Consider the following 19,175-nt stretch of genomic DNA (forward strand, 5'->3'; position numbering starts at 1 on the left):
TACAGCTACAACTTTCTCCGTCACCCGAAACCAAAGGGGCCAGCGAGATGGAGGAAACCGATGCAGCCTGCCTTGAAACGAGACGCTCACCCGACCGCATCAGCGGTCACGGCGCAATTGAAGGATATCCGGAAGACCTTGCCGCTCAGGGTGCTGTCGAAGGACGATTGGCAGCATTGGATCACCAGGGGTTATGTGATCGTGCGTCAGGCGGTGCCGGCGGTGAATGTCGAGCGGCTTGCCGACGTTTTATGGCATTTTGACGAGAAGGACCCGAGTGACCCTTCCACCTGGTATGCGCCGCAGCGGCGCGAGCACAAGATGAAGGAGCTCAACAATACCGGGATGCTGGAGATCTACAATCACCAGTATCTCTGGGACAATCGCATGGAAAAGCGGATCTACGATGTCTTCGTCGATATATGGGATCGGGAAGATCTCTGGGTCACGATCGATCGTGCCAACCTCAATCCGCCGAAGAAGGTGAAGGGTAATCCGAACGGCTTCATCCACTGGGATGTCGACACCTCGATCCGCCCGCTGCCGATCGGCGTCCAGGGTGTTCTGAGCCTGAAGAAGCAGGATGGCGATGTCGGCGGATTCCAGTGCGTGCCGGAGCTCTTCGAGCATTTCGAGGAATGGGAAAAGACGCAGCCGGAAGATCGTGATCCGATGCATCCCGATACGACGAGCCTTTCTGTCGTCAATATCGATATGGAGCCTGGCGATCTGATGATCTTCAACTCGCTACTCGCGCATGGGGTCCGTCCCAACCATTCCGACAATCGCGTTCGCATGGCGCAGTACATCTCCATGCATCCGGCGGAATACGACAACGTCGCCGAGCGCGAGGAACGCATCCGTCTGTGGCGCGAGCTCGACCATCCGAAGCGCGATGCCTTTCCCGGCGACCCCCGCGAATGGGAAAAGCACAATGCGACGACGGCCCAACTGACGCCGCTGGGCGAGAAGCTGCTGGGGCTCAAGGCCTGGTAAGCGGCTGCAAGATGACGTCTGGAAAACATCGAGCGGCCTGGAGCATGATGCCGGAAAGTGTGAACGATTTCCGGACAACATCATGCTCCAATTTCCAGAATCCCCTCCAGGGCCGCTCGAAACGTTTGTGGAGATGCGGCGGGTCGGTGTGCGTCCGTCACATCTGGTTCCAGCGGCGGATGACCGGCTCGGTCAGGTCATGCTCGTAGCCGAGCACGCTGATGCTTGTGGTATCAAGGGCCAGATGCGCGCCGCCTTCCGGCGGCAGGCCGACCCAGCGGGCGGCGAAGACGCGCAGGAAATGGGCGCTGGAGAAGATCAGGACGGAATCGCCGATGCCGCGAAGTTCGCCGATGATCCGGTCGGCGCGCGCGCCGACATCGGCCGCCATTTCGCCATTCGGGCAACCATCGCGAAAGATCTGCCAACCGGGGCGTTCGGCGAGGATCGCCTTGGTGGTGATGCCCTCATAGGCGCCGTAATCCCATTCCGCCAGATCCTCCTTGACGACGCGCCGGTCGCCGAAGCCGGCTAGCGCGCAGGTGTTTTGCGCGCGTTGCGATGGGCTGGACCAGACGGCGGCGAAATCGATTAGGGGTAGGCGACCCACAAGCTTGCGGGCAGCTTCCTCGCCGGCGGCGGTCAGGGGAATATCGGTCCGGCCGGTGTGCCTGCCGGAAAGGCTCCACTCCGTCTGTCCGTGCCGTACGAGGTAGACTTCGGGATAGGCGCTGCTCATGCCGTTTCTCCTTTTCGCTTGACGTGCGGGATTCTTCGCATCTGCCAAAGTTTCTGTCGAGAACTAAGGCCGATCGGCGCGAAACATCACATCCGCCTGCAAATCCAAGGCTTTGCAGGCGGATGTGAATCTCATCGTTTCACGGCGCGCCGGATGCTGTAGAGCAGGATGGCGAGGCAGCCGATCAGCAGGAGAAGGCCGCCCGCGAGCGGCGGCATGGCGAGAAACTCCACCGCTCCGGCAATGACGAGGATAAGGATGAGGCAGAGCGTTGCAAGGCTGCCGTCGTCGATGAACATGCCGATGAGCTCGGACAGGGCGATGCGGAGGATGGTCATTGGGCTGCCTTTGCTGTCGGGTTGCCGCGCAGGCCGCGGATGATGGCGTAGGAGGCGAGGGAGACGATCGCGAAGATGGCGATCAAGGCCAGATCCTCTCCCGGCCAATGCGCGCCGATGCCTTCGCCGGTCCAGAAGATGCCGAAGCTGGTGAGCATGAGGCCGACGACGAATTTGAGGGTATTTTCCGGCACGCTGGCAAGCGGGCGGTGGACCAGCAGCCCTATCAGCATGACAAGCACGAAGGCGGCAAGTGCGCCGAGGCCGGCATAGAGCGTGAGGCCATGGGCGCCGCCGACCGCGATGACGATGAACACCACTTCGACGCCTTCCAGCAGCACCGCCTTGAAGGCGGCGAGGCCGGCGAGATAATCGGCGCGGCGATCGGTGGACTGCGCCTGTAATGCGGCGGTTTCCTTGGAGAAGGCCGCTTCCTCGTCATGCAAGGCGATGACGCCGAGCGAGCGGAGGATGGCTTTGCGCAGCCAGCGCATGCCGAAGAGGATGAGGAGGACGCCGACGACGAATTGCAGCATCTCGATCGGCACCAGCGCCTGCAACGGCCCGAAGATGAGAACAAGGACCGCCAGCACGGCAAGGGCAAGCGCTGCACCCGTAAGAGCCGGACGCCAGCTTCTCGTGACACCGACGGCAAGCACGATGGTGAAGGCCTCCACGACCTCGACGAACGAAGCAAGGAAGGATGCCGTCACGGTGGAAAGAATAGGTGTTAGGCTGTTCATGAAATGAATCCTGGATGGCGGTTAGGGATTTGAATTTGCGAAATATTTCCCCGAAAGTTCTTCTTGATGTCCTGGACCAGCTTGCACAGGGTAGAGGGTCGACCTGCTTCGAGCCCAGCGGTTGGTCCGCGGCTCACTTGCGTTTCCTCGTGCCGCGCTTGCTCCACGCCTTGTCGATCGCGCCGCGCAACTGGCTGAGCTGGTCAAGACTGTCGATGGCTGCTTTCTTGCCCTTGGCCGCCAGCGCGACGATCAATGCCTCGATCAGCACCATCGTGCCGGCATGCATGGCGAGGTGGCCGGCATTGCCGCGTGGGACCGGGAGAACTTCCGCGACCTTATCGACAGTGAACGGGCCAAGATCATCGCTGATAAGAATGACCGGCACGCCATGCTTGCCGGCGTGTTCCAGCAGCACCTCGACCTCGCGATAGAGCGGGGCGTAGGCCATCATCAGCACGACGTCACCTTTGCCTATCCAGAGCAGGCGGTCCGCCAGAGCGATGCCCGACGCCGAAAGCGCGTGGGTCGGAAGGCCGATGCGGTTGAACTGCAGGCTGACATAATCCGCCATCGCGCCCGAAGGACCGATGCCGAAGACATGGCGCCCCCCAGCGCCTGCCAGAATATCGACGCTGCGTTCGAAGCTTGCGGCAAATTCCTCATGTCGCAGGACGTCCAGGGCCTGTTCGTGCATGCCGATAACGTGGCGAAGCGCGTCGTTCGCCTGATTGCCTGTTTCAGCCAACGTACGCTCCATCCGCGTTCCGGGTGAAGGCGTTCCCGTCAGCTCCGCAAGCACGGCGGCCCGCAGCGCCGACAGGCTTTCGAAGCCGAGGGTGCGCGCTGTGCGTACGACGGTTGCGTCGCTGGCGCCGGCGAGCTGCGCGATCTGGGCAGCCGAGTTCAGCAAGGTTGCCTGCTTCTGGTCAATGAAGAAGCGGGCAATGCGTTGCTCCGCAGGCGCCAACGTTTCGATCACGCCGAGAATGCGGTCGTCGAACGTGTGAGGCTTCTGCGTCTTCTCTTCCATCGGCGACTTTGGCTCGTAGTAAATGCTACCAATAACACTATCCGTAGCATTTACTGCATGAAAATGACAGCGCAAAAACAACAGGCGCCTCGCTGTATTGCGAAGCGCCCGCTGATCCGATCGATCATCAAAGGCGAGGGTGAGGCACCCGGCTGCGACTATCCCGCCAGCGCGGCGCGCACGGCCGGGATCACCTTCTGGCCATAGAGTTCGATACAGCGCAGCATCTTGTCATGACGGAGTGCGCCTGCGCTGTATTTCAGCTGGAAGCGGCTGATGCCGAGCGTCTTGACGACGGGGGCGAGCTTGGCGGCGACCGTTTCCGGCGAGCCGACATAGAGCGAGCCCTTTTCGATCTCGCTGTCGAATTCGGCCCGCGTCATGGGCGGCCAGCCGCGCTCGCGGCCGATGCGGTCGCGCATTGCCTTGAAGCAGGGCCACAATTCCTCGCGGGCCTGTTCGTCTGTCTCGGCTATATAGCCCGGCGAATGGATGCCGATCGGCTTGATAGGCTTGCCCAGTTGCTCGAAGGCGCGGTGATAGAGGTCGACATAGGGCTGGAAGCGGTAGGGGCTGCCGCCGATAATCGCCAGCATCAGCGGCAGATCGTAGTGCGCCGCGCGCACCACCGATTCCGGGCTGCCGCCGACGCCGATCCAGGTCTTCAGCTGGCCGCTCTCGATGGTCGGAAAGACTTTCTGATTGCGCAGCGGCGGGCGAATGCTGCCCTCCCAGTTCACCGGCTCGTTCTTGAGCAGGGCTGCGAACAGATCGAGCTTTTCCTCGAACAGCTGCTCATACTGCGACAGCTCGAAGCCGAATAGCGGGAAGGACTCCGTGAAGGAGCCGCGGCCGAGAATGACTTCGGCGCGGCCGTTCGAAACCGCGTTCAGGCTGGAGAAGCGCTGGAACACGCGGATCGGATCGTCCGAGCTCAGCACCGTCACGGCCGATCCCAGATGGATTTTCGAGGTTCGGCTGGCAATGGCAGCCAGGATCGTCTCGGGCGAGGAGACCGCGAAATCCTCGCGGTGATGCTCGCCGATGCCGAAGAAGTCTATCCCAAGCTGATCGGCAAGGACGCCTTCCTCGACGACATTGCGCAGCACCTGCGCATGCGGCAGCGGCGTACCCTTGTCGTCAAAGGTCACGTCGCCAAAAGTATCGAGTCCGAATTCGACATTGTGTGTCGGCATGATTTTTCCTGTCATGTGTCGAAGATGATGTTGAGACAGCATGTAGTGCCGTCGCTGCTCATCAACTACCCGGAAAGTTTCGGCTGAAACCTTCGAGGAATTCGATATGCCAGGATACGGGTTGGCGTTGCCTTCGGCGAAGCCGGCGTCAATATTGGCAATGTGGAAAACGAGCGGACGATCCGCGAGCCGAAGCGGCTTTGAGGGATATTGAAAGCTCGGCGGCCCCATCGAAGCAGGGGCCGCCGGCTATTGTGCAGTCCGTCAGTTCAGCGCGAGCTTGTTCGATGGCGTGCGGCAGGCGGCGAAGACGTCCAGCTTGGGATCGTAGACTTTCGTCGACACGTCCATCATGCCAAGAACGCTGTGGAAGATGTTGTCGTGGGAGTAAGTGCCCTCGGCAGCGCGCTTGGAGAGGCAGGCCATGTCGAAACCGGCTGCCTTGGCGAGATCGTCTGCCATCCACACCAGCATCGGCACCTGCGTCTGCTGCGACGGGGCGATGATATAGGGTGTGCCGTGCAGGTAGATGCCGTTCTCGCCGAGAGATTCGCCGTGATCGGAGAAATAGAGCACGGAGCCGGATACCGAATTCGAGCGTTGTTTCAGCTTGTCGATGACCATCGAGACGACGTGATCCGTATAGAGGATCGTATTGTCATAGGCATTGGTGATTTCTTCTTGCGAGCAGGCGCTGAAATCGTTGGAACGGCAATCCGGGCGGAAGCGGCGGAATTCCTCGGGATAGCGCTGATAGTAGGCCGGGCCATGGCTGCCGAGCTGATGCAACACCAGCACGCTGTCGCCCTTCACCTTGTCCAGCCAGCCGTCGATCTTGTCGACGAGGATCTCGTCCCTGCATTCGCCATCCTTGCAGAAGCGCGGATCGGCCGAGGGCGGCAGATAGGTGTAGGAGACACGATTGGTCACATTGTAGCTGCCGGTGTCGTTGTCGAGCCAGGTCACATCGACCTTCGCATGGGTCAGCACATCGAGCAGGTTTTCCGTCTCAAGCCCCTTGCGGTGCGTGTACTGCCCGTGCGTGTAGACCGAAAACAGGCAGGGTATGGAGGTTGCCGTCGCCGTACCGCAACTGCTGGTATTGGGGAAGTAGACGACATTGCGCTTTGCCAGTTCCGGATTGGTCATCTTGGCGTAGCCGCCGAGCGAGAAGCTCTGCGCGCGGGCGGTTTCGCCGGCAACGATGATCGTGACGCGCGGCTTGCCGCTATCGACCACGCCGACCCTGCGAGCATCCGTGCCCAGCGGCTGCGCGACGACGTTTGCGTTCTTTTGGGCATCGATTGCGTAACGCACGGCGCTGGTGATCGGGACGACCGGATTAAGCGTATCCATCAGGTCGCGATGAGCGCGGCCGACGCCGGCATAGGTCTTGTAGTAGCTGGTGCCGGCAGCGACAAGGATCGCCGAGCAGGCGAGAATGACGGCGGTATTGTAGGCAAGCTTCTTGAGGATGGGGCGATGAACGATCCGGATCCACATGATGACAAGCGAGGGCAAGATGCCCGTCAGCAGAACATATGTCACGAAGCGTGTCGTGATCAGGTGCGCACTTTCCGCCCCCGTCGACACCGCTGCATTGCGGATCATCTCTTTGTCGATGATGACACCGAACTGATCGTTGAACCAGGAACATACCGATGCCACCAGCACGAAGAAGATCAGGGCGGGCTTGGTGAGATATTTGGCGGAAAAGAACGTGAAGAGCGCCATGATGCCGGCGGAAATGCCAATCACGAAGGCGGCGAAAGCGGCAGGTTCAGCAATGAAATAGCCGTATGCCTTGATCCAAAACATCCGGTTTGTCACAAGGAGTACATAAGAAGCGGCTATGAAACAAAGCGTGACGCTCCCGATGGCTGGCCTGAATATTTGCCGGCCGGGCGTGGCGTTTCTGTTGGTCAATAGTCTTTCTCCGCGCATCTGCTGCCGGTCGGGGCGGAAATGCCACTACTGCAGGGTGCGTTTTGGCTGCCAAAGCCGGCCACCATGGTGATCGATCCTGACATCTACCTGAACGGCGAGTTGTTGTGCAGGGCTGTTTCGAGCCCTGTTCGGATTATCTTTGCTTTTTGCCGGCCTCTCGCCCGCAGTTCAGGTCATCGTCAGAAATAGGCATCATAGCTGCCTGATTGCAACGGGGGCAATCGTGCGGCTCTTATTGATCGAAGACAATCCGGCCATAGGCAATGCCGTGCAGGATCATCTGCATGCCGACGGCTGGTCGGTCGACTGGTCGATCAATCTGGAATCCGCAACCGCCGCGGTCGCGGTAAAAAACCATGATGTGGTTCTTCTCGACCTTCGATTGCCGGATGGAAGCGGCCTCGACGTGCTGAAGCTTATGGAGGCGCGTGGCGATACGACACCGGTCGTCGTCATGTCGGCCTATGATCAGCTATCGGACCAGATGACCGCCATGAGCATCGGCGCCGTGGACTATCTGGTGAAGCCCTTTGCGCTCGCCGAGATGGCGGTTCGTGTGCGGAAGGCAGCCTCGCGCAGCGGGCTGATCAGCATGCGCAATGTCAGCTGAGTGAGCGTTTTTCAGGATTGAGTCGATCTTGCCGACCGCAGGAAGTCGATCATCGCGATGACTGCGGCAAAGACGACAAGCGACAGCAGCCAACCCAGGACAGCATCGGACAAGTAATGCGCCCCGGTCATCACGCGCATGACGGGCATCATGATCGAGACGATCGCGAGCGGAATGCCGAGCCGGAGGCGCAGCTGTGGCGGCAGCAGCAGTATGAGACAGAGCAGCCAGCCGCCTGACGATGCTTCCCCGGAAACGAAGGAGCAATTTCCAAGGCACCGGCCGGCAAACGAACCTGCCTGGACGAAATCGAGCGAACCGCCGAAGAGATCAGTGCTGCGCGGCCGCGGCCTGCCGGAATAGCTTTTGAGCAACGTGTTCACGATCAGCCCGCAGCCGATTGTCAGCGATATCAAGGCGGCGACATATCGATCCGTTTTCAGTGTGCGCCAGTCGGCGCCACGTTTGCGCCAGGACGAAATCACGGTCGCGACCAGGGTGACGGCAGCGATGTAGGGCAGAGCAAGCGTCACAGCCCGCATGATCTCGAAAAGAGGATTCTTGGCGAGAGCAAAGACCCCGCACACTTTTCCGGGAAAGCTGGCTGGTCCGGGAAGGATGGCTGGCGCGCAGGGTGTCGCGGTGAAGACGCGCTTGGCGACGAGGAGATCGATACCGGGAAACCGGTAGAAGACAAACAGCAGCAGCCACCAAAGCGTGAAGAGCGCGAGAAACGCGACGAGAGATCTGCTTACCGGCGCGGTCCGTTTTGTGTAGGCAATGGAATTATCGAACATCGGGAAGCCGGCCACGGTCTGAACAAGTTCAAAACGAGCGCCCGTCCGCGTTTTGCAAAACGCCAGGACGGCCACCATCGAGCGTCCAGTACGACAGAAGGCTGACAGCAGCCTGAAAGATAAAATGCTTAAGAAAATCAAGCGACAGGACCCACGCCGGTCAGGTCGATCCCGATAGGTCAATGGGTCCTCATGTTGCCTTTGGTTGCGCTCTATTCGCCGGTCTGGAAATAGGCTTCCAGCCGATAGCCGTCGGGATCGATGACGAAGGCGGCATAGTAGAACTGGCTGTAGTCCGGCCGGATGCCCGGCTTGCCATTGTCCTCGCCGCCATTGGCGATGCCCGCGGCATAGAAGGCGTCGACGGCAGCCTGGCTCGGGGCGACGAAACAGAAATGCAGGCCGGAGCCGCGATCGGCGGGCACCGGGCGCTCCACCTCGCTGACCCAGAATTGCGCGCGTTCCGCGCCATATCCGACCGTGCCGTCGAAATTGGTCAGGCGCTCATAACCAAGCGGCGAAAGCGCTGCGTCATAGAACTTCTGCGCCCGCGTTAGGTCTTTGACGCCGATCGAGATATGGTCGAACATGAAAACAAGCTCCCGCCACGTTTCGCGGGCTTTGCGGAAGGCCGTGTCCCTGGAAGACGCCAGCTTTCGAAGCCCGCAGGTTCAATTTCGCCTCACCATCTTGCAATGGTTATGGGAAGTCAACAAAGCGAAGCGATGGATTGTGGCATCGTTCGATCCAAAATTTCAGTCGTAAAATCGCCTCGATGCCGCCAATCTTGATGAGATGCGCGGGCCGGACGTAGGATCTGCCGGCGTACGGCTGCAATCCGAATTTTTTTAAGACGGCTGTCGATTTGCCAATGGCTGCTTCGTCGTCAATATGAGCGGGCTTTTTCAGCGGCAATGGTGCCGGCGTCCCGCTTCCGGAGGAAACTTCCATGCGTTTCATGTCTATTGTCACCTCTAGTGATCACATGCATCCGACGCCGGAGCTTATCGAAGCCATGGGCAAGCTTGCCGATCGGGAAATCAAGGCCGGCCGCATGCTCGATACGGCGGGGCTGATGCCGCTTGCGACCGGCGCCCGCGTCACGATCAAGGACCGTAAGTTGAGCGTCGTCGACGGCCCCTTCGTGGAGGCCAAGGAGGTCGTCGGCGGCTATGCGATCTTCGAGCTGCAAAGCAAGGAAGAGGCCGTGGCTCTGGCGGTCGAGTTCATGCAGCTGCACAAGGATTTCATGCCCGGCTGGGAAGGCACGTGCGAAGTGCGTGCCTATTTTGAACCGGGTGCGGAGGGGATATGCGATCCGCTCGCCGAAGCAAGGGCGTGATGGTTTCAACCTGTCATATGGTTTTAACCTGTCATAAGGGCGGGCGGCCGTGACGGCCGCCGGTACCCATCGGGCGATGATGGCCGTCTGGCGGATCGAACAGCCACGGCTCATCACCAGCCTGGTCCGATTGCTGCGCGATGTGCCGCTTGCGGAAGATCTGACCCAGGAAGCTCTGATCGTCGCCCTGGAGCGGTGGCCGGAAACGGGCATCCCCGAGCGCCCCGGCGCGTGGCTGATGACCACTGCCAAGCGCCGGGCGCTGGACCATTTGCGCCGTCGCCGGATGCTCGACCAGAAGCACGAGATGATCGTTCGGGAAATGGAAGAGGACGAGCAGATCATGCCCGACCTGGATACACCTCTGGATGACGATATCGGCGATGAAATGCTGCGCCTGATCTTCACGGCGTGCCACCCACTGATCTCGCGCGAGGGACGCGTGGCGCTTGCCCTGCGGATGATCTGCGGCCTGACGACGGAAGAGATTGCCAGAGCCTTTCTGGTGCCGGAAGCGACGATCGCCCAGCGCATTGTCCGCGCCAAGAGGACATTGTCGGAATCGCGGCTTACCTACGAGACGCCGCATGGCGAGGAATTGTCGGAGCGCCTGGCCGCGGTGCTGGAGGTCGTCTATCTGATCTTCAACGAGGGTTATACGGCCGCGCGCGGCGAGAACTGGCTTCGGCTGCAATTGTGCAACGAGGCGCTGCGGCTTGGCCGGGTCTTGACCTCCGTTGCCCCGTTGGAGCCGGAGGCGCATGCGCTACTGGCTCTGATGGAGCTGAATGCATCCCGCGCGGCGGCCCGGACGGATGCCGACGGCAACCCGATCCTGCTGCTCGAACAGAATCGCGGCCGCTGGGATCGATTGCAGATTCAGCGCGGTTTGAAGGCCCTGATAAGGGTACAGGAGCTTGGCGGCGCTGGTGGGGTCTACGCCTTGCAGGCCGCGATCATCGCATGCCACGCCAGCGCAAGAACGGCTGAAGAAACAGACTGGCGGCGGATTGCCGATCTCTATGCGGAACTTGCCGGGCTTACGCGTTCGCCGATTGTCGAACTTAATCGCGCAGTCGCCATCGGCATGGTCGAAGGTCCCGAGGCGGCATTGGGCATCGTTGAAAGCCTTGGCGCCGAGCCTGCTTTGAGGGACTATCATCTCCTGCCGAGTGTTCGCGGCGATCTTCTTTACAAGCTTGGCCGATACGACGAAGCGCGGCAGGTCTTCGAAATGGCCGCCGCGCTTGCCGAAAATCGGAGGGAGCGTGATCTCCTGCTGCGCCGTGCCGCCGAAGCTGCCGGTGTGGAGAAGGATTGACCCGTCCACCGGACGGGTCGTCTTGCCTTGAACTATTCCGCAGCTTGATAATTCGTGGCTCTCGCGGTGGATGAGCGCGGACCGACGGCGGCAAGCAGCGTGATGGCGGCCGCGAGGATCGTCACGAAACCGATGCCGGCGATGTAGGGGTTCCAGCCGAAGCTCGGTGCTGCGCTGAAGACGGCCGATGCCGCCGCCAGGATGATGCCGCCGCCGATCTGGAAGGAGGCAAACAGCATACCCGAAGCCAGTCCGGATTCGTCATCTCCAACTTCGGACAGGGCGGCGACCTGGATCGACGGATAGGTCATGGCATAGCCGACGCCGAGCAACAGCTGCGAGATGATGACGAGCACGATCGTATCGATCTGGCCGGCCGACAGCACCCAGAAAAGATAGCTGATGGCCTGCAATCCGACACCGACGGTCATCAACAGGGTCGTTCCGCGGTTCTGTCCGATCGTGGCGAAGCGTGGAGCGAGGAACATGACGCAGGTCCCGCCGATGGCGAAAGCAAGACCCGTGGCGAAGGCCGACCAGCCGACGACGGTTTGATAGTAGAGTGTCGCAATGAACTGGAAGCCGACATAGGCTCCCTGGTATAGCGCGGCAATGGCATTGGCATGGCTGAGCTTGGCGCGCCGGAACATGGCGAGCGGCACCATCGGATCCCGATGGCGGGACTCGACGACCAGGAACAGCAGGATCAGAACAAGCGCGGCCACCAGGGAGCCCCAGGTCGCAAATGCCTGCCAACCATCGGCTGCGGCATTGGTGACACCGAAGACGAAGAGCAGCAGGCCGGGGGTGATCGTCAATGCTCCGGCCCAATCGAAGCGGGCGCGTGGGCCGCTTCGCTTATGATCGGCGGGCAGGACGAGCGGCGCGACGATGAGCGCGAGGATGGCGATGGGAGCGCCTATGACCAGGGTCGCGCGCCAGCTGATGATGGTCGCGGCACCGCCAAGCACCATGCCTAGCACGAAGCCGGCGGCACCGGTGGAGGAGAAGACGCCAAGCGCCTTGGCGCGGGCGTTGCCTTCTCCGAAGACGGAGAGCAGGAGGGCAAGCGCGGCGGGGGCGGTGAAGGCGGCGGCAATGCCCTTGATCAGGCGCGCGGCGATCAGGGTGGGAGCGCTATCGACGAAACCGCCGGCGATGCTGGCGGCGGCGAAGACGGCGAGCGACCAGAGAAAGACGCGGCGATGGCCGAAAAGGTCGGCAGCGCGGCCGCCAAGCAGCAGAAAGCCGCCATAGCCGAGCACATAGGCGCTGACCGCCCATTGCAGGGATGTGGCCTGCATGCCGAGCTCTTTCTGGATTGCGGGCAGGGCCACGCCAATGGTGGAGACGTCCATGGCGTCGAGGAAGTTGGCAGCGCATAGCAGCAGCAACGCCAATCCGGCCCCGCTTCGGGTTTGGGAAGAAGTCATCGGGATCGTTCCTTTCTAGGCTGCCGCCTCTTGGGAGGTTGAAAGCGGCAGGGAACGAGAAAATGTACATCTTCAAACCCTATTGCAAATTGATAGTAACCATGTCAGGTATTACTGACGATGATGAATGATGCGACCCTGCGAAAAATAGATCTCAACTTGCTGCTCGCCTTCTCCGTGCTGATGCAGGAGCGGAATGTGAGCCGTGCCGCCGAGCGCCTGTTGCTTGGCCAGCCGGGTCTTTCCGCTGCGCTCCGCCGGCTGCGCGAGACGCTGGATGACGAGTTGTTCGTGCGTGTCGGGCGCGGGCTGCAGCCGACGCCGCGGGCGCTTTCCATTGCGCCGGCGATCGAGGATGCTCTCTCCGGCATCGAGCGCGCCATTCGTCCGCCGGCCGCCTTCGATCCGGGAAGCTGGCAGGGAGAATTCCGTATCGGGCTCTGCGACAATCTCGAATCGTCCTTCTTCGGGCTGCTGGCCGCGCGGTTGCGCCAGCTCGCGCCCAATGCCCGGCTGACCAGCGTTGCCTTCGACCGGCGTGATGCCGTGCGGCTGCTGGACGAGGGCGCCTTTGAATTCAGCATCTCCGTGCATGATGAGCCGGCCTCTTGGCACGTTCGCGCGCCGCTGTTCGAACAGGCTTCGCTCTGCATCTACGATGGCCGGCATCTCAAATGCGCGACGCCGCTGAGCCTGAAGCATTTTGCCAACGCGCCGCATGTGACCGTTTCGCTTGAAGGCGCCATATCCACCAGTGTCGACGTCGCTCTCGCCCGCCTCGGCCATCGCCGGCAAGTGGTGGCGACCGTTCCCCGCTTCTCCGCCCTGCCGACGACGCTGCGGGCCATTCCCGCCATCGCGACGGTTCCGGAAGCCATTGCCCGCTGCATGGCGCAACTGCATGATCTTACGATTTCGGAGCCGCCGTTCGAGCTGTCTGCCGATCCGGTGACGATGCTCTATCGGCGCGTCGATCAGGCCGACAGCCGCTCGGTATGGTTCCGCCGCTTGTTCGTGGAGGTGGTGACGGAAGCGCTTGAGGCGAGTGGATGCCGCATGGGGGTTTCCACGGATGCCTGCTGCTACGATCCGCCGGTTCTTGCCGAAGCGGTCTGATCTTTCAAGGGAATGGACCATGATCCGGCATACATCGCGCCTTTCCCTGCGTATGCCGGAAGAGCGGGATCTCGACTTCCTCACGGCCCTGTTTTCGCGGCAGGAGTTGGTCGCCCATCGGCCGGATCCGAGACCGGATTCTCCCGAAGAGAGTGTCCGGCGGCTGGCGCGTGACCGGGCACACTGGCGTTTGCACGGGTTCGGGCGCTGGGCGATCGAAACAGAAGAGCGGCTGATCGGCTTCGGCGGCGTTACCGTCTCGACGGAGTTCGAGGGCCTCAATCTCTCCTATCATCTGCATCCCGATGATTGGGGAAGCGGCTATGCGACGGAGCTGGTAACGGAGGCGCTGGCTTTCGCCCAGAATGATCTGCATGCAGAGCGCGTTGTCGGGCTTGTGCGTCCCGTCAATGTCGCCTCGCGGCGCGTACTGGAGAAATGCGGCTTCGGTTTCGAGCGTGAAGTCATGCTGCATGGCGCGCCGACGCATCTCCTGTCCTATCGGCTGGCTGTGACGACGGACGAACGAGGATAGAACGGTTTGTCTTACGCAATTCCGGACGGAAAACCGCTGCGTACTTTCGCTGGAATTGCCTTAACCGTCCGGATAGGGCATGCCGTCCTTGTGCACGAAACGTCCGTCCGTGCTGGAGCTCATCATGTCGACGTCCGAACAGGTAATAAGGTCCGTTGGTGAGCGCGTGCCGGCCTCGAGATAGATTGCCGTCGTGTTCGATTTGTTGATCATGTGATGGCCGTTGCCCGAGCCTTTCGGGAAGGCGGCGCAATCGCCGGCGCGCAAGATGGTTTCACCATCATCCTCGATCAGCGTCAGTTCGCCTTCCAGCACATAGACGAATTCATCCTCCTCGGAATGCCAGTGCCGCTGGCTCGACCAGTTGCCCGGCGGCAGCCGCATCAGATTGACGCCGAAATCGCTGAGGCCGCCGGCATTGCCCAGCCGCTGGCGTATACGCTCGGCGCAGGGGGCATTGAATGGGGCGGGATAACGCGTGCCTTTGACTTCGGGTATGGCTGCAATATCGATCTTCGGCATGATGATCCTGCCTGCGATTTGCCATGGATGGATGCGCTGTCTGTCCGCTTCAAACTCTATCAAGATTCATCACTGTCAGTCCAGCAATGTATGTCGCTTGAGTGCGTGGCAGACGAGGGCCATTTGCCGTTGTTGTCACTTGGCTGTCATCTAGTTGTCATCGCTCGTACACATGTGCGTCGTTTGAGCAACACGTCATATGTCGGTGCTGTCACATATGTTTAGGCTCCCCTTAAATCCTTGTAAAAATGAAATAGTAAATGCAGCTTACTAATCAGAAGTGAAGCGTTGTGCTTCGAACTAGGCACTGGAACTTGATGTCGAGCGGTCCCCCAGGTTCGTCCATCGCGCAAGTTCATTTGACGGATGGAGTTACCATGAACATCAAGAGCTTGCTTATCGGTTCCGCTGCTGCCCTCTGCGTCGTATCCGGCGCGCATGCGGCTGATGCTATCGTTGCTGCAGAACCGGAGCCGCTGGAATATGTCCGCATCTGCGATGCGTTCGGCGCTGGCTACTTCTTCATTCCCGGCACGGAGACCTGCTTGCGGGTCGGCGGCAAGGTCCGCACCGAGGGCCAGTGGAAGGATCCCTATAATCGCGATAGCAACTTCGGTACCAAGTGGCATACCCGCGCCGAGCTCGACCTCAATACCGCGACCGATACCGAGTATGGTCCGTTGAAGACCGAAACCATCGTTCGCTGGGACTGGAACGACGGCAACGCCACCTCCACCAACCTGTTGTGGGCCTATATCACTCTCGGCGGCTTTACTGTCGGTAAGACGGACTCGCAGTACAACCAATTCACCGGCTATGCTGGCGATGTCATCCAGGACGACGTGATCTATGACGGCCCGTACGAACTGAACCAGATCACCTACAACTATGATAGCGGCACCGGCTTCACCGGCGTCATCTCGGTCGAAGACAGCAATTCCGGATCGACCACCAGCGCCTATGGCGGCAGCTGGCAGCTGTCCGAGACCGACCACTATGCTCCGAACGTCGTCGCCGGCCTCGGCTACAAGGCCGGTGCGTGGCAGTTCCGTGTTGTCGGCGGCTATGACTCGATTGTCGAGGAAGGCGCCATCAAGGCCCGTATCGATGCCGACTTCGGCGCTTTCTCGGCCTTCCTGATGGGCGGCTGGAACACCGACGGCGACAAGCTCAACCAGTATGCCGGCTCGAACCAGAACGTCTCGGCCTGCACGACGTCCGACGGCGTTGTTCACGGCGCGGATTGCGGCTGGGGTGACTGGGCTGTCTGGGGCGGTGTCGGCGTTCCGTTCAACGACAAGCTGAAGTGGAACCTGCAGCTCGCCTATACCGACTCGAAGATTTTCGAGGCCACCACCAACATCAAGTTCAACCCGGTGAAGAACCTGCTCATCGAGCCGGAAGTGACTTACGTTCACTATGACCTGCCGGGTGACGACACCTTCTCGGGTATCCTTCGCTTCGAACGGACGTTCTGACGCTTTCGGTCTAATCTGACCTTCATCTTGAATAGGCCCGGTATTCATATCGGGCCTCATATCTTGCCGGACGATTTCTAAAATCTCCGCTCGGCCCGCATCTGCCTATGGGCAGCATGAGGCGCAAGTGACCCTGGCGCAATCGTACCTAAACGGGCGCTCCGGTCACCCCTGGCAGTGGTTGAACAGCCGATAAGGGAAGTCGGCTCACTGTCATAAATCCGATGCTAATCAAGGACTATCTCATTTTCGACAGCGCCTTTCGGCGCGACCAAAGGAAGACCCATGAAGACGATCATCATACTTGCCGCAATTGCAATGTTCTCCACGAATGCGATGGCAATGTCGGCTTATAATTCCAAGTCGATGACCTGCGCGGCCGTGCACGAAAAGATGGCTCAGGAAGGGTCGATCGTGCTGAGATACCCGTCGCACCATCCGGGCCTGATGATGTACCATCGGACCGTATTGAATTCGATGTCTTGCCTCGGACAGGGTGCGATGGCCAGCGCCAGCGTGCCCACGAGCGACGATCCGAAATGCAAGATCAAGACCTGCAGCTTCGCGACGGGCAAGGGTCCGAACAAGAACCACTAAGCCGAAAGCAGGGCCGATTATCATTAGAGATCAGCCGCCAGGCCTTCCCGAATAGCACTATCGGACGGCAGGAAAGCTCCTGCCGTCCGATATTCTTTTTAGGCTTTCAGGCCGAAGCCGGCTGCCAAAGAGTATCTCGCCGCGCATCCGGCAGGATGATATTGAAAACGCGTATGTTATTATCGAAATCTCAGGATCGCGGGATATGCCCGGGGGGAGCATCAAGCATCGGGTTCCTCTTATCTGGATCAGGAGTGCAGAAAGCGAAGCGGCGGTATCTTAGACGGCGGTCATGAATGGCCGATATGACGGGTGTTGCGGTCTTGCGCTTTGACGCGGAAAAATTTGCGGGGTTATCCAATGCCGCTTGTTTACAGACCTGCTTGCGCGGATGATTTGGCCGCGACCGATGCGCTGGTGGTTGCCAGCATCAACGATCTTACCGTTCGCCATGGCTTCGGCGCGATGGCGACGGCAAGCCCTCCTGGCTTTCAGCTGTTTTCGCTGAAGGACGACCCTGATGGATTATGGGTCGCGGAAGACGAGGGCGAAATTCTCGGCTTTGCCTGGAGTTGGGTTTGCGGCGATGTTTGGTTCCTCGCCCAGCTGTTCGTCGACCCCGCCCGACAGGGGCAGGGCATCGGAAATGAACTGCTGGAGCGAACCATGGAGCACGCCCGGAAATCGGGAGCGGCTCACAAGGCATTGATTACCTTCACCTTCAATCGTGTCTCGCAGGGCCTTTACATGCGGCACGGCCTCTTTCCCAAGATGCCGATTTACTTTTTCAACGTCGAGCGCGAACGGATAAAGCAGACCCTGCCGGAACCGCAATTGCGCGCCATCGCGATCGACAACGGCGCCGCGACCATGGAAAATCTCGTCGATATCGATTCCCGCGCCATCGGCGTCTCGCGGGAGAAGCATCACCGCTATCTGCTCGACGATCCCGTGATCACAGGGATTTTGCTCCACGCTGGCAATGATATTGTCGGCTACGGCTATATCGGCTCCAACGGACACATCGGTCCCCTCGCGGTCACGCGGCCTGACCTTCTCCGTGATGCCTTTGCGACCATGCTGAAGCTGGCGACAGACGGCTCCGCCGAGAAGATATCGGCATTCCTGCCAGGCACATGCGACAGCGCCTTGAGCCTTGCGATCAATCAAGGCATGCGGATCACCTTCCCAATGCTGCTGATGGCATCGCCCGGCTATGGCGACTGGACGCAATATCTGCCGCGAAATCCAGGCTTTATGTGATCAGACGTTTGCGGGTGTTGCAGAGCGGAATGGCTAGCTCGGTTGCGAGTCTTCTCGATCATCGGGATGCGGCAGATGACGGTTGCGTGCCACCTCGGCTATTGGTTCCGAATTTATTCCGTATTGGCATGGGCATTTGGGAAAACGGTGGCGCACCCGACAGGATTCGAACCTGTGACCTTTGGAATCGGAATCCAACACTCTATCCAGCTGAGCTACGGGTGCATGCCGTGGCGGTTTGAATCGCCTGTCCGATGGCTGGTTCTTAGCCTAGGAAGCGTTTGGCTTCAATGAGGAAAATTCAGGAAAGCGTGAGATCGGACGTTTTGGTGGACTGAGGCCGCGGGCTTTTGGCGCGCGGCCTCGTTTTTGTTGGCCGTTTCGGCTTATTCCCGCATGGCGCCGGGGCCGGGGGTGGCTTTCGGGGGGACCTTGCCGAGGATGATCATGCCGAGGACTTCGTCCTTGGTGACGTCTTCGGTGCGGGCGTGGCCGACGACCTGGCCGTTCTTCATGACCGAGACACGGTCGGCGAGGTCGAAAACGTCGTGGATGTCGTGGCTGATGAGGAAGATGCCGATGCCCTCCTTCTTCAGCTGCTTGATGAGTTCGCCGACCTGCGCCGTCTCCTGCGGGCCGAGTGCCGCGGTCGGCTCGTCCATGATCAGGATGCGGGCATCGAAGAGGATGGCGCGGGCGATCGCGACCGACTGGCGCTGGCCGCCGGAAAGTGCCTTTACCGGCTCCTTGAAGCGCTTGAAGTTGGGGTTGAGGCGCCCCATGACTTCGCGGGCCTTTGCTTCCATCGCGACGTCGTCCAGCGTGCCCCAGCGGGTCTGCAGCTCGCGGCCGAGATAGAGGTTGGCGGCGGCGTCGACATTGTCGGCGACGGCGAGCGTCTGGTAGATCGTCTCGATGCCGTATTTCTTGGCGTCGCGCGGGGTGCGGATATCGGCGGGTTCGCCGTTGATCAGGATATCGCCGCTGTCGCGCTTGTAGGCGCCGGAGAGGATCTTGATCAGCGTCGATTTGCCGGCGCCGTTATGGCCGAGAAGTGCGACGACTTCGCCGGGGTAGAGATCCACCGAGGCATTGTCCACCGCGTGGATGCCGCCGAAGGAGATGGAAATGTTCTTCATTTCCACAAGCGGAGTGGTTTGATCCGTCAT

Annotated in this window: 21 protein-coding genes and 1 tRNA gene; 9 read left to right on the plus strand and 13 right to left on the minus strand. The window is 60.4% G+C overall.

Annotated features, from left to right (window positions below; translation table 11 throughout):
* Positions 1-60: 60 nt before the first annotated feature.
* The gene (locus HGP16_RS02605) at positions 61-996 is read left to right on the plus strand and encodes a phytanoyl-CoA dioxygenase family protein (RefSeq protein WP_168838450.1); all 936 of its coding nucleotides are present in this window, start codon (positions 61-63) and stop codon (positions 994-996) included.
* 157 nt (positions 997-1,153) lie between these two features.
* Here the strand turns inward: HGP16_RS02605 and HGP16_RS02610 are convergent, their stop codons facing one another.
* The 6 genes from HGP16_RS02610 to HGP16_RS02635 form a co-directional block, all read right to left on the minus strand.
* Positions 1,154-1,735 carry a histidine phosphatase family protein gene (locus HGP16_RS02610; RefSeq protein ID WP_168838451.1) on the minus strand — a complete coding sequence of 194 codons (582 nt, stop codon included), beginning with the start codon at positions 1,733-1,735 and terminating at the stop codon, positions 1,154-1,156.
* Between the two features lie 131 nt (positions 1,736-1,866).
* Complete coding sequence (locus HGP16_RS02615; RefSeq protein ID WP_168838452.1) at positions 1,867-2,073, minus strand: hypothetical protein; 207 nt, start codon at positions 2,071-2,073, stop codon at positions 1,867-1,869.
* Entirely contained in the window at positions 2,070-2,816 is a 747-nt protein-coding gene (locus tag HGP16_RS02620) for a COG4280 domain-containing protein (RefSeq protein WP_168838453.1), read from the minus strand. The genes HGP16_RS02615 and HGP16_RS02620 overlap by 4 nt, the downstream gene beginning before the upstream one ends.
* A gap of 133 nt (positions 2,817-2,949) precedes the next feature.
* Positions 2,950-3,849 (minus strand): MurR/RpiR family transcriptional regulator, encoded by a 900-nt coding sequence (locus tag HGP16_RS02625; RefSeq protein ID WP_168838454.1) that lies wholly within the window; start codon positions 3,847-3,849, stop codon positions 2,950-2,952.
* 158 nt (positions 3,850-4,007) lie between these two features.
* The gene (locus HGP16_RS02630; protein ID WP_168838455.1) at positions 4,008-5,045 is read right to left on the minus strand and encodes an LLM class flavin-dependent oxidoreductase; all 1,038 of its coding nucleotides are present in this window, start codon (positions 5,043-5,045) and stop codon (positions 4,008-4,010) included.
* 264 nt (positions 5,046-5,309) lie between these two features.
* A complete protein-coding gene (locus HGP16_RS02635; RefSeq protein ID WP_168838456.1) occupies positions 5,310-6,989 on the minus strand; it encodes a phosphoethanolamine transferase in 1,680 nt (559 codons plus the stop codon).
* 226 nt (positions 6,990-7,215) lie between these two features.
* Between HGP16_RS02635 and HGP16_RS02640 the strand changes: the two genes are divergently transcribed.
* Positions 7,216-7,602, plus strand: a complete 387-nt coding sequence (locus HGP16_RS02640; RefSeq protein ID WP_168838457.1) for a response regulator — start codon at positions 7,216-7,218, stop codon at positions 7,600-7,602.
* 11 nt (positions 7,603-7,613) lie between these two features.
* Here the strand turns inward: HGP16_RS02640 and HGP16_RS02645 are convergent, their stop codons facing one another.
* From HGP16_RS02645 to HGP16_RS02655, 3 genes are all read right to left on the minus strand, one after another.
* Positions 7,614-8,399 carry a phosphatase PAP2 family protein gene (locus HGP16_RS02645; protein WP_168838458.1) on the minus strand — a complete coding sequence of 262 codons (786 nt, stop codon included), beginning with the start codon at positions 8,397-8,399 and terminating at the stop codon, positions 7,614-7,616.
* Positions 8,400-8,611: 212 nt separating this feature from the next.
* Positions 8,612-8,989 carry a VOC family protein gene (locus HGP16_RS02650; RefSeq protein WP_168838459.1) on the minus strand — a complete coding sequence of 126 codons (378 nt, stop codon included), beginning with the start codon at positions 8,987-8,989 and terminating at the stop codon, positions 8,612-8,614.
* 109 nt (positions 8,990-9,098) lie between these two features.
* Positions 9,099-9,359, minus strand: a complete 261-nt coding sequence (locus HGP16_RS02655; protein WP_168838460.1) for a hypothetical protein — start codon at positions 9,357-9,359, stop codon at positions 9,099-9,101.
* Here HGP16_RS02655 and HGP16_RS02660 point away from each other — a divergent pair.
* Entirely contained in the window at positions 9,349-9,741 is a 393-nt protein-coding gene (locus HGP16_RS02660; RefSeq protein ID WP_168838461.1) for a YciI family protein, read from the plus strand. The two genes, HGP16_RS02655 and HGP16_RS02660, sit on opposite strands and share 11 nt — an antisense overlap.
* 49 nt (positions 9,742-9,790) lie before the next feature.
* On the plus strand, positions 9,791-11,062 hold the full coding sequence (locus HGP16_RS02665) for an RNA polymerase sigma factor (RefSeq protein WP_168838462.1): 1,272 nt from the start codon (positions 9,791-9,793) through the stop codon (positions 11,060-11,062).
* 32 nt (positions 11,063-11,094) lie between these two features.
* Here the strand turns inward: HGP16_RS02665 and HGP16_RS02670 are convergent, their stop codons facing one another.
* Positions 11,095-12,495 carry an MFS transporter gene (locus tag HGP16_RS02670; RefSeq protein WP_168838463.1) on the minus strand — a complete coding sequence of 467 codons (1,401 nt, stop codon included), beginning with the start codon at positions 12,493-12,495 and terminating at the stop codon, positions 11,095-11,097.
* Between the two features lie 120 nt (positions 12,496-12,615).
* On the opposite strand from HGP16_RS02670, the gene HGP16_RS02675 reads away from it, so the two are divergent.
* On the plus strand, positions 12,616-13,611 hold the full coding sequence (locus tag HGP16_RS02675; protein WP_168838464.1) for a LysR family transcriptional regulator: 996 nt from the start codon (positions 12,616-12,618) through the stop codon (positions 13,609-13,611).
* A gap of 19 nt (positions 13,612-13,630) precedes the next feature.
* Positions 13,631-14,146, plus strand: coding sequence for a GNAT family N-acetyltransferase (locus tag HGP16_RS02680; RefSeq protein ID WP_168838465.1), 516 nt, complete (start codon positions 13,631-13,633; stop codon positions 14,144-14,146).
* 60 nt (positions 14,147-14,206) lie between these two features.
* Here the strand turns inward: HGP16_RS02680 and HGP16_RS02685 are convergent, their stop codons facing one another.
* Positions 14,207-14,668, minus strand: coding sequence for a cupin domain-containing protein (locus tag HGP16_RS02685; RefSeq protein WP_168838466.1), 462 nt, complete (start codon positions 14,666-14,668; stop codon positions 14,207-14,209).
* A gap of 377 nt (positions 14,669-15,045) precedes the next feature.
* Here HGP16_RS02685 and HGP16_RS02690 point away from each other — a divergent pair, with 377 nt between their 5' ends.
* The 3 genes from HGP16_RS02690 to HGP16_RS02700 all read left to right on the plus strand — a co-directional run bounded on the left by HGP16_RS02690 (position 15,046) and on the right by HGP16_RS02700 (position 18,006).
* A complete protein-coding gene (locus tag HGP16_RS02690) occupies positions 15,046-16,146 on the plus strand; it encodes a porin (protein WP_168838467.1) in 1,101 nt (366 codons plus the stop codon).
* Positions 16,147-16,431: 285 nt separating this feature from the next.
* Entirely contained in the window at positions 16,432-16,743 is a 312-nt protein-coding gene (locus tag HGP16_RS02695) for a hypothetical protein (RefSeq protein WP_168838468.1), read from the plus strand.
* Between the two features lie 360 nt (positions 16,744-17,103).
* On the plus strand, positions 17,104-18,006 hold the full coding sequence (locus HGP16_RS02700; protein WP_168838469.1) for a GNAT family N-acetyltransferase: 903 nt from the start codon (positions 17,104-17,106) through the stop codon (positions 18,004-18,006).
* A 148-nt stretch (positions 18,007-18,154) separates the two neighbouring features.
* Here HGP16_RS02700 and HGP16_RS02705 read toward each other — a convergent pair.
* Together HGP16_RS02705 and HGP16_RS02710 are read right to left on the minus strand one after the other, a co-directional pair.
* Positions 18,155-18,231, minus strand: a tRNA-Arg gene (locus tag HGP16_RS02705).
* Positions 18,232-18,392: 161 nt separating this feature from the next.
* A complete protein-coding gene (locus tag HGP16_RS02710; RefSeq protein ID WP_168838470.1) occupies positions 18,393-19,175 on the minus strand; it encodes an ATP-binding cassette domain-containing protein in 783 nt (260 codons plus the stop codon).

Origin of the sequence: Rhizobium sp. P40RR-XXII, from assembly GCF_012641405.1 — a bacterium.
Taxonomy (GTDB): domain Bacteria; phylum Pseudomonadota; class Alphaproteobacteria; order Rhizobiales; family Rhizobiaceae; genus Rhizobium.